The 26,091-nt window shown below is 72.5% G+C and carries 28 protein-coding genes and 2 pseudogenes; 14 read left to right on the top strand and 16 right to left on the bottom strand.

Translation table 11 applies throughout. From position 1 onward, the window contains the following. The first annotated feature begins 155 nt into the window (after positions 1 to 155). The 5 genes from sbnA (at position 156) to crcB (ABZX30_RS17130) (ending at position 3,676) form a co-directional block, all read left to right on the top strand. Positions 156 to 1,175 carry a 2,3-diaminopropionate biosynthesis protein SbnA gene (gene sbnA / locus ABZX30_RS17150; protein ID WP_355934214.1) on the top strand — a complete coding sequence of 340 codons (1,020 nt, stop codon included), beginning with the start codon at positions 156 to 158 and terminating at the stop codon, positions 1,173 to 1,175. After that, entirely contained in the window at positions 1,169 to 2,170 is a 1,002-nt protein-coding gene (gene sbnB, locus ABZX30_RS17145) for a 2,3-diaminopropionate biosynthesis protein SbnB (protein WP_355934212.1), read from the top strand. The genes sbnA and sbnB overlap by 7 nt, the downstream gene beginning before the upstream one ends. Before the next feature lie 308 nt (positions 2,171 to 2,478). Further along, entirely contained in the window at positions 2,479 to 2,943 is a 465-nt protein-coding gene (crcB, locus tag ABZX30_RS17140) for a fluoride efflux transporter CrcB (RefSeq protein WP_355934231.1), read from the top strand. Further along, positions 2,940 to 3,305, top strand: coding sequence for a DUF190 domain-containing protein (locus ABZX30_RS17135; RefSeq protein WP_355934211.1), 366 nt, complete (start codon positions 2,940 to 2,942; stop codon positions 3,303 to 3,305). Before crcB (ABZX30_RS17140) ends, ABZX30_RS17135 begins: the two co-directional genes overlap by 4 nt. Continuing rightward, positions 3,302 to 3,676, top strand: a complete 375-nt coding sequence (gene crcB, locus ABZX30_RS17130; protein WP_355934209.1) for a fluoride efflux transporter CrcB — start codon at positions 3,302 to 3,304, stop codon at positions 3,674 to 3,676. The genes ABZX30_RS17135 and crcB (ABZX30_RS17130) overlap by 4 nt, the downstream gene beginning before the upstream one ends. Positions 3,677 to 3,745: 69 nt before the next feature. Here crcB (ABZX30_RS17130) and ABZX30_RS17125 read toward each other — a convergent pair whose 3' ends face one another. Next, positions 3,746 to 4,333 (bottom strand): class I SAM-dependent methyltransferase, encoded by a 588-nt coding sequence (locus tag ABZX30_RS17125; protein ID WP_355934207.1) that lies wholly within the window; start codon positions 4,331 to 4,333, stop codon positions 3,746 to 3,748. Positions 4,334 to 4,520: 187 nt separating this feature from the next. Here ABZX30_RS17125 and ABZX30_RS17120 point away from each other — a divergent pair, with 187 nt between their 5' ends. Genes ABZX30_RS17120 through ABZX30_RS17105 form a run of 4 tightly spaced genes read left to right on the top strand, consistent with a single transcriptional unit; the run spans position 4,521 to position 7,653 of the window. Then, on the top strand, positions 4,521 to 5,879 hold the full coding sequence (locus ABZX30_RS17120) for an MBL fold metallo-hydrolase (RefSeq protein WP_355934205.1): 1,359 nt from the start codon (positions 4,521 to 4,523) through the stop codon (positions 5,877 to 5,879). Between the two features lie 41 nt (positions 5,880 to 5,920). Next, positions 5,921 to 6,286 (top strand): rhodanese-like domain-containing protein, encoded by a 366-nt coding sequence (locus ABZX30_RS17115; protein ID WP_355934203.1) that lies wholly within the window; start codon positions 5,921 to 5,923, stop codon positions 6,284 to 6,286. Continuing rightward, complete coding sequence (locus ABZX30_RS17110) at positions 6,283 to 7,026, top strand: sulfite exporter TauE/SafE family protein (RefSeq protein ID WP_355934201.1); 744 nt, start codon at positions 6,283 to 6,285, stop codon at positions 7,024 to 7,026. The genes ABZX30_RS17115 and ABZX30_RS17110 overlap by 4 nt, the downstream gene beginning before the upstream one ends. Before the next feature lie 51 nt (positions 7,027 to 7,077). Next, on the top strand, positions 7,078 to 7,653 hold the full coding sequence (locus tag ABZX30_RS17105) for a rhodanese-like domain-containing protein (protein WP_355934199.1): 576 nt from the start codon (positions 7,078 to 7,080) through the stop codon (positions 7,651 to 7,653). Positions 7,654 to 7,712: 59 nt separating this feature from the next. Here ABZX30_RS17105 and ABZX30_RS17100 read toward each other — a convergent pair whose 3' ends face one another. From ABZX30_RS17100 to ABZX30_RS17065, 8 genes are all read right to left on the bottom strand, one after another. After that, positions 7,713 to 8,165 carry an OsmC family protein gene (locus ABZX30_RS17100; protein WP_355934198.1) on the bottom strand — a complete coding sequence of 151 codons (453 nt, stop codon included), beginning with the start codon at positions 8,163 to 8,165 and terminating at the stop codon, positions 7,713 to 7,715. A 132-nt stretch (positions 8,166 to 8,297) separates the two neighbouring features. After that, the gene (locus ABZX30_RS17095) at positions 8,298 to 8,549 is read right to left on the bottom strand and encodes a hypothetical protein (protein WP_355934197.1); all 252 of its coding nucleotides are present in this window, start codon (positions 8,547 to 8,549) and stop codon (positions 8,298 to 8,300) included. A gap of 198 nt (positions 8,550 to 8,747) precedes the next feature. Further along, a complete protein-coding gene (locus ABZX30_RS17090) occupies positions 8,748 to 8,987 on the bottom strand; it encodes a zinc-binding dehydrogenase (protein ID WP_355934195.1) in 240 nt (79 codons plus the stop codon). A gap of 21 nt (positions 8,988 to 9,008) precedes the next feature. Then, positions 9,009 to 9,788 (bottom strand): oxidoreductase, encoded by a 780-nt coding sequence (locus ABZX30_RS17085; RefSeq protein ID WP_355934194.1) that lies wholly within the window; start codon positions 9,786 to 9,788, stop codon positions 9,009 to 9,011. 157 nt (positions 9,789 to 9,945) lie between these two features. Continuing rightward, a complete protein-coding gene (locus ABZX30_RS17080) occupies positions 9,946 to 10,122 on the bottom strand; it encodes a hypothetical protein (RefSeq protein WP_355934193.1) in 177 nt (58 codons plus the stop codon). Beyond that, positions 10,119 to 10,406 (bottom strand): ATP-binding protein, encoded by a 288-nt coding sequence (locus ABZX30_RS17075; protein WP_355934191.1) that lies wholly within the window; start codon positions 10,404 to 10,406, stop codon positions 10,119 to 10,121. Before ABZX30_RS17075 ends, ABZX30_RS17080 begins: the two co-directional genes overlap by 4 nt. Before the next feature lie 197 nt (positions 10,407 to 10,603). Beyond that, a complete protein-coding gene (locus ABZX30_RS17070; RefSeq protein WP_355934190.1) occupies positions 10,604 to 10,888 on the bottom strand; it encodes a hypothetical protein in 285 nt (94 codons plus the stop codon). Next, positions 10,885 to 11,703 carry a phytanoyl-CoA dioxygenase family protein gene (locus tag ABZX30_RS17065; RefSeq protein ID WP_355934189.1) on the bottom strand — a complete coding sequence of 273 codons (819 nt, stop codon included), beginning with the start codon at positions 11,701 to 11,703 and terminating at the stop codon, positions 10,885 to 10,887. Before ABZX30_RS17065 ends, ABZX30_RS17070 begins: the two co-directional genes overlap by 4 nt. A 70-nt stretch (positions 11,704 to 11,773) precedes the next feature. Between ABZX30_RS17065 and ABZX30_RS17060 the strand changes: the two genes are divergently transcribed. Next, a complete protein-coding gene (locus ABZX30_RS17060; RefSeq protein WP_355934188.1) occupies positions 11,774 to 12,559 on the top strand; it encodes an AraC family transcriptional regulator in 786 nt (261 codons plus the stop codon). A 175-nt stretch (positions 12,560 to 12,734) separates the two neighbouring features. Here ABZX30_RS17060 and drmC read toward each other — a convergent pair whose 3' ends face one another. Together drmC and ABZX30_RS17050 are read right to left on the bottom strand one after the other, a co-directional pair. Further along, positions 12,735 to 13,826 carry a DISARM system phospholipase D-like protein DrmC gene (gene drmC, locus ABZX30_RS17055; RefSeq protein ID WP_355934187.1) on the bottom strand — a complete coding sequence of 364 codons (1,092 nt, stop codon included), beginning with the start codon at positions 13,824 to 13,826 and terminating at the stop codon, positions 12,735 to 12,737. Positions 13,827 to 13,967: 141 nt separating this feature from the next. After that, entirely contained in the window at positions 13,968 to 15,050 is a 1,083-nt protein-coding gene (locus ABZX30_RS17050) for a hypothetical protein (RefSeq protein WP_355934186.1), read from the bottom strand. A 618-nt stretch (positions 15,051 to 15,668) separates the two neighbouring features. On the opposite strand from ABZX30_RS17050, the gene ABZX30_RS17045 reads away from it, so the two are divergent. Further along, positions 15,669 to 17,678, top strand: a complete 2,010-nt coding sequence (locus tag ABZX30_RS17045; protein WP_355934184.1) for an N-6 DNA methylase — start codon at positions 15,669 to 15,671, stop codon at positions 17,676 to 17,678. A 163-nt stretch (positions 17,679 to 17,841) separates the two neighbouring features. After that, a complete protein-coding gene (locus ABZX30_RS17040) occupies positions 17,842 to 18,303 on the top strand; it encodes an SsgA family sporulation/cell division regulator (protein ID WP_355934182.1) in 462 nt (153 codons plus the stop codon). 64 nt (positions 18,304 to 18,367) lie between these two features. On the opposite strand, the gene ABZX30_RS17035 is transcribed toward ABZX30_RS17040, so the two are convergent. The 4 genes and pseudogenes from ABZX30_RS17035 to ABZX30_RS17020 all read right to left on the bottom strand — a co-directional run. Then, positions 18,368 to 21,235, bottom strand: a complete 2,868-nt coding sequence (locus tag ABZX30_RS17035; protein WP_355934181.1) for a carbohydrate binding domain-containing protein — start codon at positions 21,233 to 21,235, stop codon at positions 18,368 to 18,370. Positions 21,236 to 21,673: 438 nt separating this feature from the next. Further along, positions 21,674 to 23,272, bottom strand: coding sequence for a glycoside hydrolase family 3 N-terminal domain-containing protein (locus tag ABZX30_RS17030; protein ID WP_355934179.1), 1,599 nt, complete (start codon positions 23,270 to 23,272; stop codon positions 21,674 to 21,676). Positions 23,273 to 23,280: 8 nt separating this feature from the next. After that, positions 23,281 to 23,481, bottom strand: a pseudogene (locus ABZX30_RS17025) (carbohydrate ABC transporter permease); the annotation flags it as partial. Positions 23,482 to 23,483: 2 nt separating this feature from the next. Next, positions 23,484 to 23,825, bottom strand: a pseudogene (locus tag ABZX30_RS17020) (extracellular solute-binding protein); the annotation flags it as partial. A 369-nt stretch (positions 23,826 to 24,194) separates the two neighbouring features. On the opposite strand from ABZX30_RS17020, the gene ABZX30_RS17015 reads away from it, so the two are divergent. Both ABZX30_RS17015 and ABZX30_RS17010 read left to right on the top strand, forming a co-directional pair. After that, a complete protein-coding gene (locus ABZX30_RS17015) occupies positions 24,195 to 24,554 on the top strand; it encodes a DUF779 domain-containing protein (protein ID WP_355934177.1) in 360 nt (119 codons plus the stop codon). 75 nt (positions 24,555 to 24,629) lie between these two features. Further along, positions 24,630 to 25,871 (top strand): phosphodiester glycosidase family protein, encoded by a 1,242-nt coding sequence (locus tag ABZX30_RS17010; RefSeq protein ID WP_355934175.1) that lies wholly within the window; start codon positions 24,630 to 24,632, stop codon positions 25,869 to 25,871. 12 nt (positions 25,872 to 25,883) lie between these two features. On the opposite strand, the gene ABZX30_RS17005 is transcribed toward ABZX30_RS17010, so the two are convergent. Further along, entirely contained in the window at positions 25,884 to 26,078 is a 195-nt protein-coding gene (locus ABZX30_RS17005; RefSeq protein WP_355934173.1) for a hypothetical protein, read from the bottom strand. Positions 26,079 to 26,091 lie beyond the last annotated feature (13 nt).

Here is a 26,091-nt window from a genome sequence, read left to right as displayed (position 1 = left end):
CCCGCCGGGCACCGGCCCGGCCGCGGCTCACGCCCGTACCGGACCAGGCCGGGCGGCGGCCGCCGCACCACCCCTCGATCCAGTGCTGACAGGAGGAACCAGCGTGTTGCGCACCATGCTCGGGCCGTGCCCCGATCCGACGGGGCGAGGCCACCATGCCGGAACCTGACGACGGGTCCGCCGGCGTCATCGGCACGATCGGCGGTACCCCGCTGGTCGAACTCGCCAAGCTCGCTCCTGGGCGGCACTTCACCACCTACGCCAAGCTGGAGGCCTTCAACCCCGGTGGCAGCATGAAGGACCGCTCGGCCCTGGAGATGCTGCGCGGGCTGATCCGGTGCGGCACCCTCGTGCCCGGCCGCTCGGTGGTCGTCGAATCCAGCTCCGGCAACCTCGGCATCGGACTCGCCCAGGTCTGCGCCTACTACGGGCTCCGCTTCATCTGCGTGGTGGACCCCCGCACCAACCGGCAGAACATCGCCGTCATGCGGGCCCTCGGCGCGGAGGTCGAGGTGGTGAGCGAGAGCGACCCGGCCACCGGCGAGTACCTGCCGGTCCGGATCCGCCGCATCAAGACGCTGGTCGCCCGCGTCCCCGGCGCCTACTGGCCCAACCAGTACGCCAATCCGCTCAACCCCGAGGCGCACCGGCGGACGATGCGCGAGATCCTGGAGGCGGTGCCGGGCGGGATCGACTACCTGTTCTGTGCGACGGGCTCGTGCGGCACCCTGCGCGGCTGCGCGGAGTACGTCCGCGACCGGCGCCTGCCGGTGACCGTGGTCGCGGTGGACGCCAGGGGGAGCGCCATCTTCGGCGGCGCCCCGACGCCCCGGCTGATCCCGGGCCACGGCGCGGCCGTACGCCCGGCGCTCTACCGCGACGGGCTCGCCGACGAGGTCGTCCATGTGACGGACCTCGACTGCGTGGTCGGCTGCCGTCGGCTCGCCGCCCGGGAGGCCGTCCTCGCGGGCGGGTCCTCCGGGGCCCTGGTGGCGGCGGTCGAGCAGCTGGCCGACCGCATACCGGCGGGCGCGCGCTGCGCGGTCGTCCTGCCCGACCGCGGGGAGCGCTACCTCGACACGATCTACGACGACGAATGGGTCGCCCGCCACTTCGGCGACGTGTCCCACCTGTGGAAGGAGACGAAGATGGCGATGAAGGAGGCATCATGCTGATCCTGGGGGCCGGCGAGGTCCACCGCGTCCTCGACGACGCCGAGGCCGAGGTCGTCGAGGCGGTGCGTCGCGCGTACCTGCTGCACGAGCGGGGCCGTACGGCCCTGCCGCACTCGGTCTTCCTCCGCTTTCCGGACGACCCGCGCAACCGGATCATCGGTCTGCCCGCCTACCTCGGGGAGGACGAGCCGGTGGCGGGCATCAAATGGATCGCCTCCTTCCCCGGCAACACCTCGCGCGGCATGGAACGCGCCTCCGCCGCGGTGATCCTCAACTCCATGGCCACCGGGCAGCCGGAAGCCCTGCTGGAGGGCTCGGTGATCTCGGCGCGGCGCACCGCGGCGAGCGCCGCCCTCGCGGCGGCGACGCTGGGCCCGCCCGTCCCCGAGACCGGCGTCTCCCTGATCGGCTGCGGCGTGATCGGGTTCGAGATCCTCGCCTACCTCCGGGCCGTCCTGCCCGGCCTCGCCGCGGTCAGCGTGTTCGACCTCGACGACGCCCGGGCGGAGCTCTTCGCCGCCCGCTGCCGGGCCCGCTGGCCCGATCTGAAGACCGAGGTCGCCTTCAGCGCCGAGGAGGCGCTCGCCGCCCACCGGCTGGTCTGCCTGGCGACCACCGCCGCCGCCCCGCACCTGACCACCGACGCCTGCCGGCCCGGCACCCTGGTCCTGCACGTGTCTCTGCGCGACCTGACGCCGGGGAGCATCCTGACCGCCGTCAACGTGGTCGACGACGCGGACCACGTGTGCCGCGAGTCGACCTCCCTGCACCTGGCCGAACAGCTCTGCGGCAACCGGGACTTCGTCGCCACCTCGATCGGTGCCGTGCTGAACGCCGAAAAGCCCTTCCGGCGCGCCGAGGACCGCGTCACCGTCTTCTCCCCGTTCGGCCTGGGCACCCTCGACCTCGCCCTCGCCGGCCTCGTCCGCCGCCGGGCCGAATCCCTGGGCCTCGGCACCCGGGTACCGGACTTCCTGCCGGCCCCCGTCGGCTGACCGGCGACCGCTGGGGCAGCGGACCGGCTCTCGGTCACCAGCCGGCCGGGGCCGGGCCGCCGTTCTCCCGCCCCTGCGGATCCGGCGGACGGTCGCGTCGGAGCTGAACGGACCGGGCGAGAGTCCGCGGCGGCACCGGGTTACCCTTGATTCCTGCGGCGATCCGATCGGCCGCGCGGCGGTGGGGCCCGCCGTACCCAACCGCGGCGGCGCCGCCAACGGTCCCTGCTTGCGATGTAGGTGCGCCCGCGGAACGACCGGGCGCTGTGCGAGTAGGAGAAGGTTCATTGGGAGAGATCCGGTCCCAGGTGCGCGACGAACCCGCCGACCCCGACGTCGATCTCCACGTGCCCGCCCAGCGGCGCGAGGTGCTGCGTGGGCAGTGGCCGGTCGTCGCCGCCGTTTCCCTGGGGGGCGCCGTGGGCGCCTCGGCCCGCTACGGGGCGTCCCTGCTGTGGCCCACCGCTCCCGGCGCGTTCCCCCTGACCACGCTGGTCGTGAACGTGATCGGCTGTGGTGTCATCGGCGTCTTCATGGTGGTCATCACCGACGTGTGGGCGGCACACCGGCTGGTACGGCCCTTCTTCGGAACCGGCGTCCTCGGCGGCTTCACCACCTTCTCCACCTACGCCGTGGACATCCAGCGCCTGGTAGACGGCGGCCACGCCACCACCGGGCTGCTCTACCTCGCCGCCACGATGTCGGCGGCCCTCGCGGCCGTGTGGACCACGGCGCACCTGACCCGCCGCGTCATCGAGTGGAGGCAGTCATGACCCGGCTGACCGGCACCGCACTACGCCTGACGATCTTCATCGGCGAGAACGACACCTGGCACCACAAGCCCCTCTTCTCGGAGATCGTGCGACGCGCGCACGCGGCCGGACTGGCCGGCGCGAGCGTCTTCCGGGGGTGCGAGGGCTTCGGCGCCGGCTCGCTCATCCACACCAGCCGTCTGCTGTCCCTCAGCGAGGATCTGCCGGTCGCGGTCGTCATCGTGGACACCGAGGACCGGGTGCGCGCCTTCCTGCCCCAGCTGGACGAACTGGTCTCGTCCGGCATGGTGATCCTCGACGAGTGCGAAGTGATCCGGTACGTGGGCCGGAACAAGAACCGGGACAAGAAGGAGCGCGCGTGAACTGGCTACTGGTCGTGGCCGGAGCGATGGCCGGAGCCCCGCTGCGCTACCTCACCGACCGCACCGTGCAGTCCAGGCACGACACCGTCTTCCCCTGGGGCACTTTCACCGTCAACGTCATCGGCTGCCTCGCGCTCGGCCTGATCACCGGCGCGGTCACCGCCCGAGCAGCCCCCTCGAACGTTCAGCTCCTGCTCGGCACGGGCCTGTGCGGGGCGTTGACCACGTACTCGACCCTCTCGTACGAGACCCTGCGACTGGCCGAGCAGGGCGCCCGCTTCTTCGCCGCGGCCAACGTGGTCGGCAGCATCGTCGCAGGCCTCGGCGCCGCCTTCACCGGAGCGGCCCTCGCCCAGTCGATCTGGGCCTGACGGTCCGCCCCGGCAGGCCACGCGCCCCCGGACGCGACGCACCGCCACCGGGCGGCGGCGTGCACACGTTCAGCGGCGGACGGCGCGGACGACCGTGTCGAGGGCGACGGCTGCGTCGACGGGGCGGCGGGCCACCTCCGCCACGACGAGATCGGCCGTCGGCTCCCACGCCGCGCGCACCCGCTCCACACGGGACAGCACTCCGGGATCCCGCGGGCCGCCGGTGCCGTGCTCCAGGTTGGCGAGGTCGTGGCCGACCAGAAGGAGGGTGCCGCCCGGGCGGGCGGCACGCGCGGCGCGCTCCAGCACCAGCGCCATCTCCTGCTGGGGCAGCTGGAGGTAGGACAGCAGGACCAGGTCGTAGGCGCCCGGCTCAGGCGCGTACCGCGTGACGTCGGCGACCGTGGCGGTCACCGTCCCCGCCCGCCCGGCGGCCGCGTCCGCGATCCGGCTCACGGCGACCGGAGAGAAGTCGACCGCGTCGACCCGCCAGCCCCGGTCCGCCAGCCACAGGGCATTGCGGCCCTCCCCCGCGGCCAGGTCCAGCGCCCGCCCGGGCTCGAGCCCCGCCGTCTCGCGCACCACCCACATGTTCGGCCCGGCCGGCCACAGCCGCTCCGTGGACCGGTAGCGCTCGTCCCAGGCGTCCGCGTCCATGTCCCCTCCGTCCCACGAGGCGCCGCGGCCTCGTCCGCCGAAACCCTACGGGACCGGGGAAACGGTCGGCGACCGCCGTGACACCCGCCCACGTCACCGTCCCGCACCCATCGAAAAATACCCCCCGGGGTACCCGTGTTAGGGTGGCGACAGATACCCCAGGGGGTAATTTTCGGAAGGGATCTCCATGTTCTTCATCGACACGATCGAGCTCGCGGGCCTCGGGAACCGCAGCTACCTGGCCGGCGGCCGACACACGGCCGTGGCGGTGGACCCTCCGCGCGACGTCGACCAGGTACTCATGGCCGCGGCGCGACGCGGGGTGCGGATATCGCACGTGGTGGAGACCCACCTCCACAACGACTACGTCACCGGTGGCCTGGAGCTGGCGCGGGTGACGGGTGCCGCCTACCTGGTGCCCGCCGACGCCCGGGTCTCGTTCGCGCGGGTACCGATGGCCGACGGCGACCGCGTGACCGTCGACACCGGCCTGGAACTGCGCGCGGTCGCCACTCCCGGTCACACCCCCCACCACACCTCGTACGTTCTGCGGGAGCACGGAGAGCCGGTGGCGGCGTTCACCGGCGGGTCGCTGCTGATCGGCACGGTGGGCCGGCCCGATCTGGTCGAGCCCCGCCTGACCGAGGAGCTGGCCCGCGCCCAGCACGCCTCCGCGCACCGCCTGGCGGCGGAGCTGCCGGACGAGACGTCCGTGCTGCCGACGCACGGCTTCGGCAGCTTCTGCTCCTCCGCGCAGGCCGAGGGGGACGCGACCACGATCGGCAAGGAGAAGTCCGTCAACGCGGCGCTCACCGAGGACGTGGACACCTTCGTCGCCCGGCTGCTCGCCGGGCTCGACGACATCCCCGCCTACTACGCCCACATGGGTCCGGCCAACGCGGCCGGTCCGGCGCCGGTGGACCTCACCCCGCCCGCCGTCGCGGACGCCGCGGAGATCGCCGCCCGGCTCGCGGCCGGCGAGTGGGTCGTGGACCTGCGCAACCGCGTGGCCTTCGCCGAGGGCCACGTCGCCGGATCCTTCAACTTCGAGGCGGACGGCAAGATCGCCACGTACCTGGCCTGGATGATCCCGTGGGGCAAGCCGGTCACCCTGCTCGCCGAGTCCCCCGGGCAACTGGCCGCCGCCCAGCGCGAACTCGTCCGGGTCGGCATCGACCGGCCCGCCGCCGCGGCGACCGGCACGCCGCGGGAGTGGATACCGGAGGGCGGCAGCCCCGCCTCGTTCCCCCGTTCCACGTTCGCCGGCCTGGCCGAGCGCGGCACGGACGGCATCGTGGTCCTGGACGTCCGCCGCGATTCCGAGTGGGCCGCCGGCCACCTCGAGAACTCGGTGCACATTCCCCTCCACCAGCTGCACAGGCGGCTCGGCGAGGTGCCGCCCGGCACCGTGTGGGTGCACTGCGCCGGCGGTATGCGGGCCGGCATCGCGGCCTCCCTGCTGGACGCCGCCGGGCGGGACGTGGTCGCCGTCGACGACGGCTTCGAGTCCGCCGCCGAGGCCGGACTGACCGTGGCCACCGGCTGACCGAACCCGCTGTCCCGCCCCACTTCCCGAGAGATCGTGTGATGTTCTTCTTCCGTCGCGGCGAGGGCCGCGTCACCATCGGCGAGGCCGTCCGGCGCACCCAGGGCGCGAAGGCTCCGGCCGTCCTGCTGGACGTGCGCGAACAGGACGAGTGGGACGCCGGGCACGCGCCCGGCGCCGTGCACGCGCCGCTGTCCCGTCTGGCGGCGGGTGCGGCACTGCCGAGCGAGGCCCGGGCCCGGCCGCTGGTGGTGATCTGCCGCAGTGGGCACCGTTCCCAGCAGGCCGCCGGGCTGCTCACCGAACGCGGCGCCGACGCGGTCGACGTCAAGGGCGGCATGCGGGCGTGGGCGGCCGCCGGTCATCCGGTGATCGACGCGCGAGGGAACGGCGGCTCCATAGCATGACGGCTCTCATCCTCGCGCTCGTCGCCGGTGCCGTCGTCGGCCTGGCCCTGGGCGGCCTCGGCGGAGGCGGCAGCGTCCTGGCCGTGCCCGCTCTGATCTATCTCCTCGCCTTCACCCCGGCGCAGGCGACGACGGCCGGCCTGATCATCGTCACCCTCACCTCGGTCACGGCACTGACCGGGCACGCCCGGGACGGCAACGTCGCCTGGGGCACCGGGGCGCTGTTCGCCGCGGCCGGCATCGTGCCGGCGGTCGTCGCCGGGGCCGCCGCGGGACACCTGCCCCAGGCCCTGCTGACCGCCGCCTTCGCCGTCGTCGCCGCGCTCGCCGCGCTGCGGATGCTGCGGCCCGCGAGCACCGAGGCCTCCGGACAGGTGCGCCCCGCCAAGGCCGGGGCCGCGGGCGCCGGACTCGGCGCGGTGACCGGCTTCCTCGGCGTGGGCGGCGGCTTCCTCGCCGTACCGGCGCTGGTGAGCGTACTGAGCCTGCCCATGCGCCGGGCGGTGGGCACCAGCCTGCTGGTCATCACGATCAACTCGCTGGCCGCGCTCACCGCCCGGGCCGGCACCGGCATGCACCTGGACTGGGCGGTCGTCGCACCGTTCACCGCGGCGGCGATCCTCGGCGCCTGGGACGGCAAACGCCTGTCGAAGAAGGTCAAGGGCACGGTGCTGCAGCGCCTCTTCGCCTGTGTGCTGCTCGCGGTCGCCGTCCTCATGCTCGTCGACGTGCTCGTCTGACCGAACGTCATCACCCCGTCACCACCCCGTCAACCCAGAAGGACACCCGCCATGACCACCCCCACCACCTTCGATCCCGGCCAGGCCCGCACCCGGCTGCACGAACTCACCGTCATCGACGTGCGCACCCCCGGCGAGTACGGCGGCGGCCACATTCCCGGCGCCCTGAACATCCCCCTGGACCAGCTCCAGCGGGCCCTGCCCGACATCCGCGCCGCCGCCGAGCGCGGCGAGGTCCTCGTGGTCTGCGCGTCGGGCGCCCGCTCCGAGAACGCCTGCCGGATGCTCGCCGACAACGGCATCCGCACCGCCACCCTCGCCGGCGGCACCGGCGCCTGGGCCGCCCAGGGCCACGACCTGGAGCGCCCCCAGGACAGCCCCAGGGCGATCTGGGCGATGGAACGCCAGGTCCGCCTCACCGCCGGCTCCGTGGTCCTGCTCGGCCTGGTACTGGGCGAGGTCGTCCACCCGGCCTTCCGGCTCCTGTCCGCCGGCATCGCCGGTGGCCTGGTGTTCTCCGCCGTGACCAACACCTGCGGCATGGCCGCCGTACTCGCGAAGCTCCCCCACAACCGGACCCGCGGGATGGACCTGGACGTGACACTGGCACGCCTGCGCGACTCCTGACGGCGCACGTCGCAGGGGCCCGGACCGGACCGCCCCTGCGACGTCGCCGCAGCTGTCGTTCAGGGCGCCAGCTCGATGTCGATCCGCGGTGGCCGTTGGAGGGTGTGGTGGACGGTGCAGTGCGAGGCGACCGCCAGCAGGGCGGCGCGGCGCTGCTCGGGGAGTTCCGGCGGCGGGGCGACCACCACGCGCACCGCGGCGACCCGGGCCGGCCTGTCCGTGGACATCACGAACTCGGCACCGACACGCAGTCCGGAGCGCGGCAGGCCGTGGCGGTGCAGATAGCGGCCCGCGTAGAAGGCGACGCATGTGGCCAGGGAAGCGGCGAACAGCTCGGTGGGCGTCGGTGCGGTGTCCTTGCCGCCTGCTTCGACGGGCTGGTCGACCGTGATGCGGTGGCCGCGGACGTCGACGGCGAAGGCATCGTCGCCCAGGTGGGTGACATCAAGCCGATGCACGTCGGCGTCCCGCGGCCCGACCGTACTGATGTCGTGCGGTGCCGTTCCGGCCATGGCCGTCCCCTTCCGTCGGTGCCGTCGGTCTCCACCGCCCATCCAACAGCGCACGGTGTGCCCGAACGACGGGCCGACAGGGTGGTTCCCGGGGGCCGACCGGCCCTCTCGCGGCCCGTGCGGCTTCCGGCGTCAGAAGGTGCCGTGCCGTGGTTCCCCGTCGGCGGTCCGCTCGGTCGCGGCGGCCTTCCGCAGGAGCAACAGCGCCAGAGCGCGCGCCTCGTCCGGGGTGAGCGCCGCCCAGACCCCCGGCTCGCCGCCCTGGTCCTCCCCCACCGCCAGGGCGATCCGGCCGACGGGCCGGTCCGGCCGTCCGAGCAGCAGCCTGCGCACGTCGATGCTGCGTCCGCACGTGGTCACCAGAGAGCCCTCTGCCGTCGCCATCGGTCCCACCTTCCTCCGCCGGCCGGTCTCCCGGCCGTCTTCCACGCGGTTCCATATCCGCTGGGCATGAGGGACAGCGCTGCGTGGGAAGCGGTTGTTCCCGCGGCATCGGTCGCGGGGTGGGGCCGGCCGGACGGAACGCCGCACTGTCGTCACCGGGCCGGCCCCGGCCGATCAGTTCGGCGGTCCGTCCGTGGTTCAGTCGCTGATGTGCAGGACGATCTTTCCCCGCCGGTGTTCGCGTGCGAGGGCCTCGTAGGCTGCCCGCCCGTCGGCCAGGGGCAGCACGCGGTCCACCGCCGGCGTCAGGAGGCCGTCCTCGATGAGCCGGGTGACCGACTCCAGCCCGGCCCGGTCGGGCCGTACGACGAAGAAGACCCCACGGGCGCTGTGGATCTCGGCCTCCCGCGGATCGGGGGCGGGCCCGGGCGGACGCACGGGGCACCGCCGCCTGGGCGATCACCAGGTCGGGACGAACCCGCCATCGATGATCAGGTCACTGCCGGTGATGTTGCGTGCCTGGTCGCCGGCGAGGAACAGGACCAGGTCGGCGACCTCTCCGGGTGTCGAGAACCGGCCGGTCGCCGTCGAGCCGGCCACCTGCGCGATCACGTCGTCGGGCTGGATGTCCGCGGCGGCGGACACGGTGGCCGCGACCCCGTCCTGGGCCAGCCACAGATCGGTCTGCACCGGTCCGGGGCTGACCGTGTTGACACGGATGCCCTTGGGGCCGACCTCCTTCGACAGCGCCTTGGAGAAGGCGACGAGGGCGGCCTTGCCGGCGCTGTAGTCGATCACCATCGGGTCGGGCAGGGTGGCGTTGACGGAGGCGACCGTGACGATCGAGCCCCGCCCGGCCTCGAGCATGCGCGGCAGGGCCGCCCGGGTGACCCGGACTGCGCTGAGCAGGTTCAGATCGAGAACGTGCTGCCAGTCGGCGTCGGTCACCGACTGGAACCCGCCGGTCCGGGCAGGTGCGGCACCGACGTTGTTGACCAGGACGTCGATGCGCTCGCCGGCCTCCTGGACGAGCCGCACGGCGTCCTGGGGCTTGCCGAGGTCGACGGGGACCCAGGCGACCGCGCCCTCCTTCACCAGCGCGTCCAGTCCGGGGGTGGAGGTGCGGGATCCGGCGATGACCGTCGCTCCGGCCTGCGCCAGAGCGGTGACGACGGCCAGTCCGATGCCCTTGCTGGCGCCTGTCACGACGGCGGTGCGGCCTTGCAGTGGGGTGTTCATGTGTACTCCTGGTTGTCCGGGCGCCGAGGGGCGCCGGTGGTTCGGGGGCGAGCTCCGGCGGGGAGCTCGCGCGTCGGCGGGTGTGTGCGGGCCTGCCCGGCGACGGGACGAGCAGCTCCGCCGGGTCGGTGAGTCGGTGGGTCGGTGGGTCGGTGGGTCAGGCGTACGCGGTGTCCTGGCCCTTGATGCCCTGGCGGGCCCGCCACGTCAGGGCGTAGTCGGCGACGACGGGCCAGCCGTGGTCGATGACCAGGGAGTGGCCGCGGTCGGGGAACTGCTTGAGTTCGGTGAGGGCCGGTGAATTGCCGTACAGCTTGTACGCCGAGCGGGTCACCGCACCGCCCGCGTGGACGGCTCGAGACCCGGCATCGTGTGCAGCAGGGGGTGCAGCATCTGGTGCAGGCCGGCGAAGGGCAGCATCGTCTCCGACTCCACGCCCGTCGCCCTGATCACCCGGTGCCCCAGAGCCCCGGCCTGTTCGGCGGCGACGGCCAGCAGCAGGCTCTTGCCCACGCCGGCCTCGCCCCGCACCAGCACCGCCCGGCCGTCGGGCGACGCCACCAGACGTGACAGCTCCCCCAGCTCGGCCTCCCGGCCGACGATCAGATGTTTCTCCATCAGGTCTTCCGTCCTCTGCCCTGCTGCGCCGCGGCGGCCCTGGTACACAGCACATCACACCGGTCACCCGCGGTTTCGCGGTTCGACGGTGCCTCGCTGATGCCGCGCTCATGCCTCGCTGATGCCTCGCAGCGCGCAGAAGACGGAGCCGGCCGGTCCGGCACCCCTGGGGGCACGGGTGGGCTCACCGCCTCATGTCACGCGCTCGTCAGTTTCTCGAAGAAGAACTCGTGCTTGAGGAAGGACGTCTCGTGCTCCGCTCCCGGGTACGGGGGGATGAGCTGGGCGGCCTGGAAGAGGCGCCAGCCGTCCTCCAGGGCCGCGACCCCCGTCGGGTACGGCGGCTCGTCACTGTCGCCGGTGGTGGGGCTGGTGGCGCCGGTGCCGTCGTAGCGGGCCCAGCCGACGACCGGGGAGTCGAGGGCGGAGGTGCTCAGGTACAGCACCAGGACCTGCTGCCGCACGGTGTTCGGGGCGGTCATGCGTTGCTCCTCAGCGCGGGCCGGTTGCCGATCCGGGTGGCCCAGTGGTCGATGTCGAAGGTGTCGTCGCCGGTCAGGGAACGCCAGAGTCCGATCCGGTTGTGGATCTCCAGTCGGCCGGTGGCGGGCTCGTACCAGGGGAAGGTGCGGCTCAGCTCCTCGCGGACGGCCGGGTCGTCGAGGTCCGCGGTGTCCCAGAGCCGCACCTGGGGCACGGTGGGGTTGAAGCGGATCTTGTACATGTGGCGGACGGTGTCACTGTCGTTGCGGCGTCCGCCGTGCCAGATGCCGTGGTGGAGCAGCACGACCGTTCCGGCGGGGCAGGTCAGCCGGGTCTGCCCGCGCAGGTTCTGGTAGCGGCCGGTGTCGGACTCGTTGGTGCGGCGCAGATGACTGCCCGGGACGATGAGCGTGCCGCCCATGTCCGCGGTGACCTCCTGCGGGTAGTACATGAGCTGCACGTCGAAGGCGTCGGTCCGCAGGTCGATCAGGGCGTCGGCGTGCAACGGCTGCGCGCTGCCCTCGCGCGGTTCACGCGTGTGCACGAAGTGGTGGTCGACGGTCGGGTCCGGTCCCACCAGGCTCTGCAACGCCCCCTTGACCTGTGCCAGTTCGACGAGCCTGCGGGAGAAGGAGCTGTCGGGGAACGCCCTCGGCACGGGGGTGCCGTACGGCACGGCGGGCAGCCCGGCGGCGAAGAAGCCGAGCGCCTCCTCGTTCATCCCGGCGGGAACGATCCCGTCGAGACGCAGGAAGCCGTGGGCTACGAACCGCGCCACCTGGACGGAGGTCAGCAGCTGTCGTGTGGTTGGCATACGGCAACCGTAGGAACAGACGAGCCCGCCGTCGTGGGCTGTAATCGCCGAGTACTGGTAATTTCCCACCATGACGGGCTCGGTGGAACTGGCTCTCGACCTGCCGCCGCAGGTGGCGAACGCGGGCGTGGGTGTGCATGGGTACGCCGGTCCCTGTGACGTGTACCGGCTGCCGCGGCTGTGGCAGCTCCACCTCTACGGCTACTTCGGCACGCTGGCGCTGGGGGGCTCCGCACACCCGATCCGCCCCGGGCACCTGAGTCTCGTGCCGCCCGACACCGAGGTGCGCTTCCACTACGACGCCACCCACTGCGAGCACCTGTACGCCCACTTCAGGCTGCCCGGCCGGGGCGAGCGGCACCGGGTGCCGGTCATGCAGGACGCCGGTGCCGACGCGGCGGTGCTCAGCGGGATGCTGCGGCAGACGATCGCGGCGGGCACCCGGTCCCCGGCGCGCGCCACGGCGGAGATGTGGACGGTGCTGTGGCGCGCGACCGGCCTGGCCGAAGCCGCGGCGCACGGCTCGGGAGCCCGGCACCCCGCTCTGCGCACCGCCATGACCCACATCGAGGATCACTTCGCCGGACCGCTGAGCGTCCCGGACGTCGCCCGGGCCGCCGGGGTCTCGCACACCCATCTGACCCGGCTGTTCCGCGAGGACACCGGACTGACGGTCGTCGGTTACATCCGGCGTCGCCGCATGGAACGCGCCCGGCACCTCCTGGTCGCCTCGACCCTGGCGATCCCCGCGATCGCCGCGGCCGTCGGCATCCCCGACCTCCAGGCGTTCAACAAGACGTGCCGCAGGGAACTGGGTGCCTCACCGCGCGCCGTACGGGAGACCTCCGGCGGCTGAGGCGGCGGTCGCGGCGGGCGGGCTCGGGCACGCACGCCTGCGCGATCGCCGCCGGACGCGGCGCATCGAGCCGTCGGCCGGCACCTGGACCCCAACCCGCTGGGGGCTCTCGCCGAACCGCTGACCGGGAAGCACCGCAGGCCCGCCTGCGGCTCGTGGAGCGACGCTCACCGGTTCAGGGCTGAATCCGCCGCAGTACGCCCAGGCGCTGCAACTCCACGATGTGTTCGGCCGCGCGCCGCGGTGCTTCCCCGCCGGTCACCAGCACACCGGCCTCGATGTTGCGCCGAGCGGCCGACTCGGTCAGGTTGGCGCTGCCGAGGAAGAGAGTACGGCGATCGGCGACCGCCAGCTTGGCGTGCTGACGTGAGCGAGCCTGTTCGGCGGGCCCACGGGCCCAGGCCCACAGGTGCAGTCCGGGCACGGACACGAACGCGTCGGCGGGCTCCTTCCCCGAGAGCAGTCCGCCGGCGCCGGCCAGGGTCTCGACCACCATGTGCGTCCGCACGCCCCTGTCCGCGGCCTCGGTCAGGGCCCGGGTCAGCGCGGGGTACGGACGGGCCGCGTACGTCATGGCCAGCAGTTCGTGCCGCGCCTCGTCGATGACCTCGACGAGCACCTGGGCGGTGGCGCGGACGGGTGCGGCGGGTGTCGAAGGGCCGCTCCACACGGTGCGGACCCGGACCGTGTCCCGGGCTCGCCGACCGGCGGCGACGTAGCCGCGCAGATAACCGTGGCGGGGGCAGAGCTCGGTGACCCTGCCGAACAGCAGTCCCGCGTAGCCGTTCCACGGCAGCTGGGCGAACTTGTCGACCGTGGCGATCAGCAGCGAGGGCGCCAGCCGGTATATCTCCTCGTCGACGGTGAGGACGGGGATGCCCTCGCCGAGCGCTTCGCGCCGGGAGAAGGGACAGCGGTCCTCACCCTCCCCGCGCGGGCAGTACAGCAGGATCCGGCGGCGTCCCTCGTCGTACTCCATGTTCGAGCGGGCGGTCAGTCCGCTGCCGCACCACGGGCAGGTGAGGACCTGCAGCACGCGGGCGTGCTTGTCGCTGGCGCTCTCCTTGGCCTCGGCGATCTGCTCCTTCGCCTCGTCGAACCAGTTCGGCGAGACGGAGGCGCCCACCCAGAGGCCGATGCGGAACGGAGTGGGACCCCAGCGCCGGTCCCGCGCGAACTCCTCGCGGCGCAGCACCTCACAGGCGCTCACCAGGGCGGCGGCGCGCTGGAACTGCTGGGCGGTCAGCAGTCGCAGGGTGTAGCGCATGAGCACGCCCACCCCGGCCTCGCCGCTGCGGGCCTCGGTGCCCGAGCCGATCGTCCCCTGCAGGCGCCGCAGCGCGAAGGTGTAGGCGGCGAGGCCCAGGTACGCCTCGGTCTTGCCGCCGCCGGCTCTCCGCCGCCGCCTTCAGCACGTCAGGTCACCGGACAGGCCGGGTTCGTCGGCGCCCTTGGACAGCGAGATCTGCTTGACCTCGCCGGTGTAGTCACCCACGGCTCCGTCCTCGGTCGCTCCGTCGGTGTAGTAGAGGGCGGACGCCCAGGGCTCCGGATCCTTCTCCAACCCGTCCAGCAGTTTCTTCATCGTGGCGGTACGGAAGTTGATGTTCAGGCATCCCCCGCCCAGGTAGGACCAGTCGGGGTTGACGCCCTCCGTCGGTTCGGTCGCCGACGCGTCGGACGGCAGCAGGTCGCGCGCGGCCCGCATCGCCCGGTCCTCGTCGACAGGGGTCGCGAACACGACGTCCAGGTCGATGAGGTGTTTCTTCCAGGAGGCGTGGGACGGAACGGTGGCGCAGACCACCTCGTCCTTGGCCAGGCGGTAGGCAACCGGGTCGCCGGAGGGCATGCCGGTCTGGGCCGCACACTCCTTGGACCACGAGACACGCGGATAGCGTCTGTCCCACCAGGTCACCGGCGAGGCGAGCCCCCGGCCGCCGCGGTCGTCCTCGTCCGGTCCCCCGAGGGTCTGGTGGGGAAGCGGGGGTTCCTTGAACGGTGAGACCTGCGGACAGAACTCCTTACGCAGGAAATCGGCCATCGCGGCGGCCTGCTCCTCGGTCGCACCGTCCGCCTCGTCCGAGTACCGGATGCCCCGCCACGTCCGGTAGCCGACGGCCACGTTGCGGCAGGTGTCGACCTGGAGGAACGCGAGCCGGCGGCGGTCCTCCAGGCCGGTCTCGACGCCCACCCCGAGACCGTAGTTGTTGGCGTCGCCCACCTCGCCGAGCCGGTTGACCAGGTCGTCGTCCACACCCGCGGCGGTCAGGGCGTCCTCGATGGAGGTGTCGTCCCCGGCCGCGGTCTCCGCGGGCGCGGGATCCGTGTCCGACCGGTCCTCGGACGGGGCCGGCTTCCCGGCGGCCGAGTTCTTCGGCGGGGCCGCGGACGCATCCCCGGCAGCGGGTCCGGAGTCACTCCCGCAGCCACCGGCGGCAAGCACGGCGGCGGCGAGGAGTGCGGTACTGAGGGCACGCCGGTATCGGTGCATGGGGTAACTCCGTGTGCTTCGGGATGACATGGCCGACCGCCGGCGGGCCTGCGGCGCGGACCGGCACGAGAGCGCGCCGTCCCTGCCGATCACGGTTCCCCCGGACCACGCGCGCCTGCCGGGAGGGCGAGCAGCGGTTGATCACCCCAGTATGTGGTCCATGCACTGAGTTCACAAGGGGTGTGTGTCCGAAGTGGGTATGCGAGCACGGTGGCGTGGGTGACGGCAGCGTTTCAACGGTCGCCGGGAACACGAGGCCTCGAGCCCACCGGACACGGCGGGCTCCTCATCAGATCCATGCACTGAGTTCACAACAAATCTTGGCACAGATCGTCGATCTGACTGTCCATGGGCCGCGACGGGCCGGTCGAGGGGCAGGTCGCGGCCTCGCCACACCTGCCCCATCACCCCCGGCCCAGGACCGACTCCAGCCGATAGCGGTCGCACAGCACCCGTCCCGGCGCGAGACCCGGCATCCTTTTCGACCTCCACATTCCCCACACATCACAGTGGAACGCGAACCTTGTGAACAAAGTCAATGAGCGTAGTAGCCTTCCCAGCAATACTGCCGCTGGGACGCCGACCAGCCCAGCCGCCCAGCACCTCGGAGACCGATCGATGAGTGCCCCCGACGCCGTACCCGTCAGCCTGGCCGAGATCGCCCGGATCGCAGGCGTCGGGCGAGCCGCGGTGAGCAACTGGCGGCGCCGCCACGACTCCTTCCCCACCCGGATCGGGGGCACCGACGTCAGCCCGCAGTTCTCGCTGGCCGAGGTCGAACAGTGGCTCCGGGACAACGGGAAGCTGAAGGACATCGGCGGCCGGGAGCTGCTGTGGCCGCGTTTCGAGGCACTGGGCAGCAGGCACGAGTCCGGACTGGCCGTCGCCGAGGCGGCTCGCCGGATGCGTTCCCCCCAGGCACGGATCACGCATCCCGAACTCTCCAAGCAGGCAAGAGAGTTGGTGGCCGCAGCGGCGGAACTGGGACGTGCGGAGGGGCCCCGCCAGACCTTCGAGTTCCTGCTGCAACGGTGGCTGGAGACCCACGTCCGGCAGCTCAGCACCACGCCGCCGCAGCTGGCCGCGCTGATGGTCCGGATCGCCCTCGCCGTGCGCCGGGCACCGGGGGACGGCGGCCCCGGGGAAGAGGGACTGACCGTCCTCGATCCCGCGTGCGGGACGGGACACCTGGCCGCCGCGGCCGCGCGGGAGTACGACGGTCCGGGTCTGGAGCTGCTCGCCTGCGAGCTGGACGCCGCGCCGGCCGCGCTGGCGTCCGCCCGGCTCGGCTTCGTCGCCCAGGAGCGTCCCGAGCGGGGCATCCGCACCCGTGTCGCCACGGCCGACGCGCTGCGGGCGGACCCCTTCGCCGGGACGAAGGCCGACATCGCGCTCTGCAACCCCCCGTTCAACGAACGTGACTGGGGCTACGAGGAACTCGCCACCGACCAGCGCTGGACCCACGGGCTGCCCCCGCGGACCGAGCCGGAACTGGCCTGGGTGCAGCACCTGCTCTCCCACCTCAAGCCCGGTGGGGCCGCCGTGGTCGTCCTTCCGCCGGCGGTCGCGTCACGCAAGGCGGGACGCCGGATCCGCGGTTCGCTGCTGCGCACCGGAGCCCTCCGGGCGGTGGTGTCCCTGCCGCCCGGCAGCGCCCAGCCGCACAGCGTGTCCCTGCAGCTGTGGATCCTCCGGGCCGCGGCGGACGGGCCTGCCACCGCTCCCCCGAGCCAGGACGCCCTCCTGGTGGACGCCACCCGTTTCGCCCGGCCCGGGTCACGCGAGCCGAGCCCCGACTGGGCCGCCCTCGGATCGTTCGTCCTCACCGCGATGGCGGCCCTCGGCCACCCGGACCGGGACCTGCCCGAGGGAGCGGTCCACGTTCCGCTGCTGGACCTGCTGGACGACGAGGTGGACGTCACCCCGGGCCGCTGGACCGCGTCGACGACGGAACCCTCCCGCAAGGAACTGGCCGCCAGGTGGGACGCGCTCGGGTCGCTGCTGACCGGCCTGGCCGATCACGCCCGGCACCTGTCCGCACTCGACTTCGAGGCCGGGGCGCCGCAGACCACCGCCACCGTGGGAGACCTGATCAAGGCCGGCGCCCTGACGCTGCGCGCCGGGCAGCAGCCGGCGGAGACGGCGGCACCGGCCGGCGGGGCCGCCATGCCGCTCCTCACCGTCGCCGACCTGCTGCACGACGGTGCTCCCGGCGGACTGCTGCCGGCCGGCTCGGCCCAGGCCGTCGCCGAGGAGGGTGACGTCGTGGTCGCCGGAGTGATCCGGGCCTTCAAGGCGTGGGTCCACGAAGGACCGCCGGTGGCGCTGGGCCCCCAGCTCTACGCCCTGCGGGTGGACCCCGAGAAGCTGGACGCCCACTTCCTCGCCGGATGTCTGCGCGCACCGGCCAACGGGCGCCAGGCGGGAACCCACGCCTCCAGTTCCTCCCGGGTCGACATCCGGCGTCTGCAGGTCCTGCGGCTCCCCCTGGAGCGGCAGACGGCGTACGCCGAGACGTTCCGCCGCCTCAGCGCCTTCGAGGCGCTCGTCGCCAGGGCCGGGAGTGCCGGCAAGGGGCTGGTGGGCGACCTGAGTGACCGCCTCGCCGCGGGCGGGCTGGCCGTCTGACTCCCACCGGCGCTCTCCGGGCCGGCCCGGAGGCCGTGCCGTCGTGGCGCGAGTGCCGGCGGGAGCGCATCTGAGCGGACCGTTCCCGAGGAAAAGGGAGCGAGGCCCTCCGGACTGCGGCCGGCAGTGCGGCGGAGCCCGTCCCACCGCCCTGGGAGGCACCATGCACCACCACGACGATCCCCGGAAGAGAGCACGGCCCGACGGGCGGCGCACCACCACCCACCTCACCGTGGAGATCCACGCGGTGATCAGCGCCACCGAGGCCCTGTCCGTCGAGGCACGCTTCACTTACGACCCCGCCGACCCGCTCGCGGTGCGGATGGACTTCCCCAGCCCCCAGGACCGGGTCCCGCCGTGGTTCTTCTCGCGGGACCTGCTGTCCGCCGGTCTGCTGGCCCCCTCCGGCGACGGTGACGTGCGGGTCTGGCCGCCCTGCCGGTGCCACGGGCCCACCACGGTCCGCATTCTCCTGCGGGGCGGGCGGGCCGCCGCCGTGCTGTACGTGCCGGCCGCCGCCCTCCAGGACTGGCTGGAGACGACGTACACGGTGGTGCCCGCCGGTGAGGAGGACACCCACCTGTGCCTGGACGAGGTCGTGCGGCGGCTGCTCGGGCACGGATGAGGGGTTCCGCATGAGCGGTTCCGCCTCGTCCGTGCCCGCGCCGCCCGCCGCTGACCTGAGGGGGTCACTTCAGGTACGGGCCGTCACTGCCGATCTTGCCGGGGCCGTTCAGCACGTACACCCGGAGGTTGCCCTTGCCCGGGGCGGCGACGGACAGCGTGCCGTTCGAGACGGTCTTCACGTCCCCGGTGACGGCGTCGGTGTAGGTGCCGTTCGGGATGCCGGTGTAGGTGGCACCGCCGCTGACCGTGACCAGGGCGAAACTGTCCGTGGAGCCGCTGGTGTAGCGGCGCTTGAACGCCATGCCGCCGGAGATGCCGTCGGTGGAGTACTGGCCCGTCTGCAGGGCGGGGACGGCCCGGCGGATCTGGTTGAGCCGCTGGAGGTGCTTGACCAGGGGCTGGGCCAGGGTGGTGGCGACCTCGCCGGAGGCGGAGCCGACCTTGCCGAAGTCCGCGGCGGTGACGGTGCCGGCCAGGTGGTCGCCGTAGTAGGCGCGCCCGGTGGTGGCGAGCGGGCAGGTCGGGCCGCAGTCGATCTGCTTGCCCTTCTGGAACTCGATCTCCGAGCCGTAGTACAGGGTCGGTATGCCGCGGAAGGTCCACATCAGGGACATGTTCTCGGCCCAGGCGTCGGTGCCGCCGCTGTAGCGGGTGCTCGACTTGTTCGGGCCGTAGTCGTGGCTGTCGACGTAGACGACGTTGTAGGTGGCGTCGTTGACGCTGTCGTCGGAGTCCTTGCCGTTGCTGTAGGCGTTCTGCGCGTCACCGAAGTTCATGTGCATGCGCATGTCGATGATGTTCATGCCGGAGAACCGGCTGCGGTCCGGTGTGTGGTAGGTGTTGCCGTTGAGGAAGGCGTTGGTGGAGGTGGGCTGGTTGCCGGTGCCGAGCTGCTCCTCGTAGGTGTACTGGTCGAGGGCGGCCTGGGTGTCGTCGGCGGTGTACTCCTTGCGTTCCTTCCAGGTGTAGAACTGGGCGGAGTGGTTCACGGAGCCGCGGTTCCACTTGTCGTTGACGAAGGCCCCGACCTCGCCGAAGACGAAGAAGTTGGCCGCCTTGTCGGCACCGAACTTCTGGGTGACCCGTTCCTGGATGGCGGGCAGGAAACGGCGGTTCCAGGTGACCCGGGGGATGTGCACGGCCGTGTCCACGCGGAAGCCGTCGACGCCCATGTCGATGTACTTGTTGTAAGCCCCGATGAGGTAGTTCTGCACGGGGGTGGACTCGGTGTTGAAGTCGGCGAGGTCCTCGTGCAGCCAGCAGGAGCGGGAGTCCTCGCCCTCCCAGTTGCCGATCCAGCACTGGTGGTAGTACTGCTTGGGGAACATGCCCGAGGTGGGGCTGGGCCACTGGCAGTTGTAGACGGTGTAGCCCTCGGCGCTCTTGCCGCCGGTGGGCTTGCCCCAGTTGACGCAGGTGTTGCCGGAGGGCTCGGCGGTGGACCAGAGGTCGCCGTTGTAGTACGACTTGCCGGACTTGGGTTCGACGGTCAGGCCGTCGTACTCGAAGCCGTCGTTCTTCTCGTCGTAGTACCAGCTCCACTGGCTGTCGCGGACGCCGTACACGGTCGGTGTGAACAGGCCCTTGGCGCCCCAGCGGGAGCTGTGGTTGTACACCACGTCCTGGTAGATCTTCATGCCCTTGGCGTGGGCGGCGTTGATCAGGTCCTGGTAGGAGGCGCCGGCCGACTCCAGGCGCGGGTCGACCTTGTAGAAGTCGTAGCCGTGGTAGCCGTGGTAGTCGTAGTCCGAGCGGTTGAGCACCACGGGGGTGATCCAGACGGCGGAGAAGCCGAGGGCCTTGATGTAGTCGAGTTTTTCGACCAGTCCCTTGAAGTCGCCGCGGAACATCGGGTCGTTGTTGGCCGCGTTGCCGGACTTCACGTCCTGGCTGCCGCCGCGGTTGTTGGAGCTGTCACCGTCGTAGAAGCGCGCGGTCAGGACGAAGTAGATGGGGTCCTTGCGCGGGTCGGTGCCCAGCGGGGTGCCGGTGGCGGGCTCCGGTGCCTTCTCCCCGGTGGTCGCGGTGGCCGCCGCGGAGGCGGCCGAGGTGTTGCCGGCCGCGTCGATCGCCTTCACGGTGTAGGTGTAGGCGGTCTTCTCCTCGAGTCCGGTGTCGGTGAAGACCGTCGAGGTGACGTCGGTGACCGTCGTGCCCTTCGTGCCGCCGGTGCGTGTGACCTGGTACTTCACCACGCCGGTGTCGTCGGTGGCCGCGTTCCAGCCCACCACCACGGAGGTGTCGGTGGCGCTCGCGGTGACCTTGGTGGGTGCCGTCGGGGCCTGGGTGTCCGGTGTCTGGGCGGCGCAGGGGTCCTTCGCGTCGGCGGTGACCTTCTGGTCCTTCACGGTGGAGGTGCCCGTGGCGAGGGTGTAGTCGGCGCTGTTGTTGTTGTCCCAGACGCCGTTGCCGTTGTTGAACGCGGCCTTGAGCGAGGTGGCGGTGCCGAGGTCGAGCGTCTTCTTCCACCAGCCGGTGCAGGCGGGCTCCATGCCGACGCCGGGCACGGTGGTCCAGGAGCCGCCGGCCGGGGCGTAGTGGATGTTGGCGGTGGTCCAGCCGGTGGTGGCCGTCGAGTAGTAGACCGTCGCCGCGTTGCCGGTGCCCGTGCCGGTGTCGGCGCACGGGTCGCTGTGGGCGATCACGCCGTCCTTGACGGTGACGGTCCCGGTGCCCAGGGCGTAGTTGCTGCCGCCGTTGTTGTCCCAGGTGCCGCTGCCGTTGTTGAAGGTGGCCTGCATCCCGGCGGCGGAGCCGAGGTCGACCGTCTTCTTCACCCAGTCCGTGCAGGCGGCCTCCATCTGCGTACCCGGGACGGTGGTCCACGAGCCGCCGTCGGGGGCCCAGTGCAGGTAGGTGGACGCCCAGTTCTTCGTCTTCGTGTAGTAGAAGACGGTCGTCGTGGCGGAGGCCGCGGCGGTGGTCCGCATGGGGGCCGGATCGGACTGCGGCGGTCCCGTGACCAGTCCGATCACCCCCGCGGCGGCGACGGCCGTGACCAGGGCGCGCCGTGGCCGGCGTGGTGGTCGTCCGGCGCGCGAAAAGGCTGTTGACCTGAGTCTCATGGCATCTCCCGGAGCGGCAGCGGGTGGGGAGTCGCTGAAAATGCATCCAGCAACTTGCTGCAAGCGCTTTCGCGGCTGAAGCTACAGGGACATGACAGTGAGGTAAAGGGTTCCGACACGGAGCGACCCTTCAACGGCCCTCTGGTGACCGCTTGTTGCGGACAGGCGGCGGCTGACGGATTTTGCGGCACGTGTCAGCATTGCCGGAAGTTCTTGCTGTCGGTTTTCGCCTTCACACAGCAAAGCACCGACGGCCCGAGGGGCGGTCGGTGCTTTCGAGGGGGCGGTGGCGAGGCGGGGGCGTCAGCCCGTGACGACGCGCTCGGCCGCCGCCGTGCCGCAGACGCGGGCCGCGCCGTGCGTGGCGAGGTGCAGGGCGCCGCGCGGCGGGGCCTGCGGAACGCCCATCTCGACCACGATCGTGTCCGGGCGGGCGGCCAGGAGGTGGTCCAGGGCCGCGCCCATCCAGCCGTGGCGGTGCTCGTCGCGGACGACGGCGACGATCCGCCGGCCGTCCGCCGCCGCGAGCACGGCCGCGCCGGCGCCGGCCCCGGCATCGGCATCGGCATCGGCATCGGCATCGGCATCGGCATCGGCATCGGCTGCGGCTGCGGCTGCGGCTGCGGCATCGTCCCCGGAGAAGGAACCCGCCGTCGTGCCGGGGAGCAGTCGCTCCAGCTCGGCGGCGACACCCCACGGGGTCTCCTCCCCCACGGCGATGTTGGCGGCCGGGTGGAAGGTGGCCACGTACACCGGCCCGGTGACCGGTGCGGCGGCGCCCGAGCGGGTCACGGTCAGCGCGCGACGGGCGGCGACCAGGCCGATCTCCGGCGCGGGCGCGGCCCCGGCCCCCGCGCCGCGCCGTGCCTCGGCGGTCCAGCGGGCCAGCTGCCGTACCCGGGCGGCGGCGTCCGCCAGGCGTTCCTCGGGCAGCTCGCCGGAGCGGACCGCGGCGACCAGCGCGTTCCGCAGGCCGATCACCGTGCCCTCGTCGCACAGCCCGCCGCCGACGCAGATCGCGTCGGCGCCCGCGGCGATCGCCAGGACGGCGCCGTGCTCCAGGCCGTACGTGGCCGAGATCGCCCGCATCTCCATGCCGTCGGTGACGATCAGGCCCTGGTGGCCGAGCTCGTCGCGCAGCAGCTCGGTCAGGATGCGGCGGGAGAGGGTCCCGGGGTGCCGCGGGTCCAGGGCGGGGACGAGGATGTGCGCGCTCATGACGGCGCGGGTGCCGGCCGCGACGGCCGCGCGGAACGGGGTCAGCTCACGCTCGTACAGGGTGTCCGCGTCGACGTCGATGCGCGGCACGGCGTGGTGGGAGTCGACGTTGGTGTCGCCGTGGCCCGGGAAGTGCTTGGCGCAGGCGGCGACTCCGGTGGACTGCAGGCCCTGGACCCAGGCGGCGGTGTGCCGGGCCACCAGGGGTGCTCCGGCGCCGAAGGAGCGGACGCCGATGACCGGGTTGTCGGGGTCGGCGTTGACGTCGGCGGACGGGGCCCAGTCGAGGTTGACACCGCACGCGGCCAGGCGGCGGCCCAGCTCGCGGGCGACACCGCGGGTGAGCTCCGGGTCGTCGACGGCGCCGAGGGCGTGGTTGCCGGGGAAGGAGGAGCCGGTGCGGACCTCGAGGCGGGTGACGTCGCCGCTCTCCTCGTCGATGGCCACCAGCACGTCGTCCCGCTCCGCCCGCAGCCGGGCGGTGAGGCCGGTGACCTGCTCCGGACCGGTGACGTTGCGGCCGAACAGGGCGACGGAGGCCAGCCCTTCACCGAGCCGGCGGCGCACCCAGTCCGGCGCGGTGGTGCCGGCGAAGCCCGGCTGGAGCACGGCGAGCGCGTCGCGGGTCAGGCTGTCACCCGCGGCGGAGCCGCTGTCGGAGGCGGTGCTGGCGAGTGAGGTCATCGGGGGTGTCATCCCTTCACGGCACCGTCGGTCAGGCCGCTGACGGCCTTGCGTTGCAGAACGGTGAAAAGGATCAGGAGGGGCAGCGCGAACAGCGTCGACGCCGCCATCGTGGCTCCCCAGTCGTCGCCGAAGGCGGTGCGGAACTGGGACAGCCAGATCGGCAGGGTCTGCTTCTCGATGCTCTTGTTGAGGATCAGGACGAGCGGACGAGGCCGCCGGTGGCCGCGTAGGCCGGGGTCTGGGTGTTGCCGACCTCGAGGACGTCCGGCGGGTTGTCCTCGGAGAGGGCCGTGGTGATCTTCTCCTGGATCCCGTCCCACTTCTGGATCTCGAACTTCAGCTTCGCGCCGGTCTTCTCCTCGAAGGCGGCCCGCACGTCCTTGGTCCACTGGTCCGGCGCGGATCCGTCCATCGTCCAGACCCGCAGCGCCTGGCCCTTGAAGCTGTCCGGTCCCGCGTTCTCGCCGCTGTCGCCGTCGTCGCCGCCGCACGCCGCGACGGAGATCATCATGCCTGCGATACCGATCGCGGCTATCAGCTTGCGCTTCACGCCACCCTCCTCAGGGATGCCACTGACCCCCCACGCCCCCTGCCATGACCTGCGTATGCCGCTGCCGCACGTGGGACTCGGGACCTGGCCACTAATGGTGTAGACCAGTACGGTGGAGCTTGGCCTAGACCTTTGGGGGTGTCAAGTGTGTTCCTCCCGCGGCGCCGTGACACCGGTGGACCGGCGAGGCTTCGACGACGGGACCGGCGCGGCGGGCGCGGGCCGGTGGACCGGCCCGGACGCGGGACGAAGGCATGGCCCGGGGGACGGTCGCGGTGGCCGAGTACGCCCGGACCGCCCCTGGACGCCTTCCCGACGAGCCGTGAGACTGGGCGTCAGCCAGCTCTCCCAGCCGCCGGGACGGTGACCATGGACCAGGAAACGCCGCGCGTCGAACTCACCCCGCGGGCCGCCGACCTGCTGCGCCGACTGCGCGCCGAGCACGGGCCGTTGATGTTCCACCAGTCCGGCGGCTGCTGTGACGGCAGCGCGCCGATGTGCTACCCGGACGGCGAGTTCCGCACCGGCGCCTCCGACGTGCTCCTGGCCGAACTGGCGGTCGACGGCGTCGACGAGCCCGTGACCTTCTGGATGTCGAGGAGCCAGTACGAGGTGTGGAGCCACACCCGGCTGATCGTGGACGTGGTGCCCGGGCGGGGCAGCGGCTTCTCTCTGGAGGCACCCGAGGGGGTACGTTTCCTCACCCGTTCTCGCGTAGTCGACGCGTAACGACCGCGCCGGACACCGCGGTCTGGTGCACTTCCCCCGAGTCCTGACAGATCCGGGGAGACATCAGGGGGGACAGTGACGCGTCGTCGGAAACGGTACGCGGCGGGCAGAGCGGTCGGCACGGTTCTCACGGCGTTGGGTGTGCTGGCCGGTGCCGCCCTGTCGGGAGCGGCACCGGCCGCCGCGGTGCGGGGCGGCGGCACCGAGATCGCGCCGGGGGTCACCTACGAGCAGTTCGACCTCGCGGCGGCCAAGGGCACGGCCCACGCCCATCTGCTGACCGTAGATCTGCGCAACCGGCGCGTACGCCTGGACCTGCTCCACCCGGGCGCGGTGGCCGCCCGCGCCCCCGTCTCCCACATGGCCGACGAGGCGGGCGCGGTCGCGGGCGTCAACGGGGACTTCTTCAACATCACCGAGACCCAGCACCCGGGCGTCGAGGCGACCGGCGCCACGGTCGGACCGGCGATCGCGCACGGCCGGGTACTCAAGGCGGCGGTGCCGGGCGGACAGCGGTTCGGCCCCGCGCCGCCGCCCGGCACGAGCACCGAGGACGTCCTCGGCGTGGGCACCGACCGGCGGGCCCGCCTGGACCGGCTCCGCCTCGAAGGATCCGTGGGCGCGCCCGGGGAACGACTGCCGCTCGGCGGGCTCAACCAGTACGCGCTGCCGGTGGAGTCCGTCGGCGCGTTCACCGCGCGGTGGGGCGGTGCCTCCCGGGTCCGCGCCACCTGCGGCACGGACACCGTGCGGGCGGACCCGTGCAGTACGGACACCTACGAGGTGACGGTCCGTCACGGCCGCGTGGTGGCCGCCGCCGACAAGCCCGGCAGCGGCCCCATCGCCGCGGACACCACGGTGCTGGTCGGCCGGGAGGCGGGCGCGCGGCGGCTGCGGAAGCTGTCCACGGGCGTGCGGGTGACCGTGCGGTACCGGCTGGTCGCGTCCTCCTCCCGGGTCCCGTACCGCTTCGCCCTCGGCGGCTGTCCGGTGCTGCGGGACGGGCAGCCGCTGCCCGGTCTCGACCGCGTCACCTCGGCGGTGCGCACGGCCGTGGGAATCGCGGACGGCGGACGCCGGCTGCTGCTGCTGGCGCTCGACGGCGCGCCGGCCTACCGCAGCGGTCTGACGATCGCCGAAGTGGCCGACGAGATGGCGGCGTTGGGCTCGGTCGACGCCTTCAGCCTGGACGGCGGCGGCTCGACAGAACTGGTCGCGCGCGAGCCGGGTGCCGGCTCGGTGTCGGTGCGCAACCACCCGAGCGACGGCGCCGAGCGTCCCGTGCCCAACGGCATCGGGGTCTTCTCGGCGCCGTGACGCGCGGACGGTTCACGGCCGCAGGCTGCCGACCAGTTCGGCGGTCGCGGCCAGCCCGCTGTGGATGGTGGGGGCCATGGTCGTGCTGGCCAGGTAGAAGCCGAGCAGGACGCAGACCAGGGCGTGCGAGACCTTCAGTGCGCCGTTGCGGATGAAGATCACCGCCATGATCAGGAACAGCAGCACCACAGAGATGGACACGGCCATCGGGAACCTCCTC

Origin of the sequence: Streptomyces sp. NPDC004542 (assembly GCF_040610035.1) — a bacterium.
GTDB lineage: Bacteria > Actinomycetota > Actinomycetes > Streptomycetales > Streptomycetaceae > Streptomyces.
Note: the sequence above shows the minus strand (reverse complement) of the source record. Positions and strands in the feature narration are given on the sequence as shown.

Coding starts and splice junctions, on each gene's coding strand:
- ABZX30_RS17035 (WP_355934181.1), bottom strand. CDS start 21,235: ATGCGGACCACCGCCGCGGCCTCCGCCACGACGACCGTCTTCTACTAC.
- ABZX30_RS17100 (WP_355934198.1), bottom strand. CDS start 8,165: ATGGCCGGAACGGCACCGCACGACATCAGTACGGTCGGGCCGCGGGAC.
- ABZX30_RS17030 (WP_355934179.1), bottom strand. CDS start 23,272: ATGACCTCACTCGCCAGCACCGCCTCCGACAGCGGCTCCGCCGCGGGT.
- ABZX30_RS17015 (WP_355934177.1), top strand. CDS start 24,195: ATGGACCAGGAAACGCCGCGCGTCGAACTCACCCCGCGGGCCGCCGAC.
- ABZX30_RS17060 (WP_355934188.1), top strand. CDS start 11,774: ATGACGGGCTCGGTGGAACTGGCTCTCGACCTGCCGCCGCAGGTGGCG.
- ABZX30_RS17120 (WP_355934205.1), top strand. CDS start 4,521: ATGTTCTTCATCGACACGATCGAGCTCGCGGGCCTCGGGAACCGCAGC.
- drmC (WP_355934187.1), bottom strand. CDS start 13,826: ATGCGCTACACCCTGCGACTGCTGACCGCCCAGCAGTTCCAGCGCGCC.
- ABZX30_RS17075 (WP_355934191.1), bottom strand. CDS start 10,406: ATGGAGAAACATCTGATCGTCGGCCGGGAGGCCGAGCTGGGGGAGCTG.
- sbnA (WP_355934214.1), top strand. CDS start 156: ATGCCGGAACCTGACGACGGGTCCGCCGGCGTCATCGGCACGATCGGC.
- ABZX30_RS17040 (WP_355934182.1), top strand. CDS start 17,842: ATGCACCACCACGACGATCCCCGGAAGAGAGCACGGCCCGACGGGCGG.
- ABZX30_RS17110 (WP_355934201.1), top strand. CDS start 6,283: ATGACGGCTCTCATCCTCGCGCTCGTCGCCGGTGCCGTCGTCGGCCTG.
- ABZX30_RS17005 (WP_355934173.1), bottom strand. CDS start 26,078: ATGGCCGTGTCCATCTCTGTGGTGCTGCTGTTCCTGATCATGGCGGTG.
- ABZX30_RS17070 (WP_355934190.1), bottom strand. CDS start 10,888: ATGACCGCCCCGAACACCGTGCGGCAGCAGGTCCTGGTGCTGTACCTG.
- sbnB (WP_355934212.1), top strand. CDS start 1,169: ATGCTGATCCTGGGGGCCGGCGAGGTCCACCGCGTCCTCGACGACGCC.
- ABZX30_RS17125 (WP_355934207.1), bottom strand. CDS start 4,333: ATGGACGCGGACGCCTGGGACGAGCGCTACCGGTCCACGGAGCGGCTG.
- ABZX30_RS17065 (WP_355934189.1), bottom strand. CDS start 11,703: ATGCCAACCACACGACAGCTGCTGACCTCCGTCCAGGTGGCGCGGTTC.
- ABZX30_RS17115 (WP_355934203.1), top strand. CDS start 5,921: ATGTTCTTCTTCCGTCGCGGCGAGGGCCGCGTCACCATCGGCGAGGCC.
- ABZX30_RS17135 (WP_355934211.1), top strand. CDS start 2,940: ATGACCCGGCTGACCGGCACCGCACTACGCCTGACGATCTTCATCGGC.
- ABZX30_RS17045 (WP_355934184.1), top strand. CDS start 15,669: ATGAGTGCCCCCGACGCCGTACCCGTCAGCCTGGCCGAGATCGCCCGG.
- ABZX30_RS17105 (WP_355934199.1), top strand. CDS start 7,078: ATGACCACCCCCACCACCTTCGATCCCGGCCAGGCCCGCACCCGGCTG.
- ABZX30_RS17050 (WP_355934186.1), bottom strand. CDS start 15,050: ATGCACCGATACCGGCGTGCCCTCAGTACCGCACTCCTCGCCGCCGCC.
- ABZX30_RS17085 (WP_355934194.1), bottom strand. CDS start 9,788: ATGAACACCCCACTGCAAGGCCGCACCGCCGTCGTGACAGGCGCCAGC.
- ABZX30_RS17095 (WP_355934197.1), bottom strand. CDS start 8,549: ATGGCGACGGCAGAGGGCTCTCTGGTGACCACGTGCGGACGCAGCATC.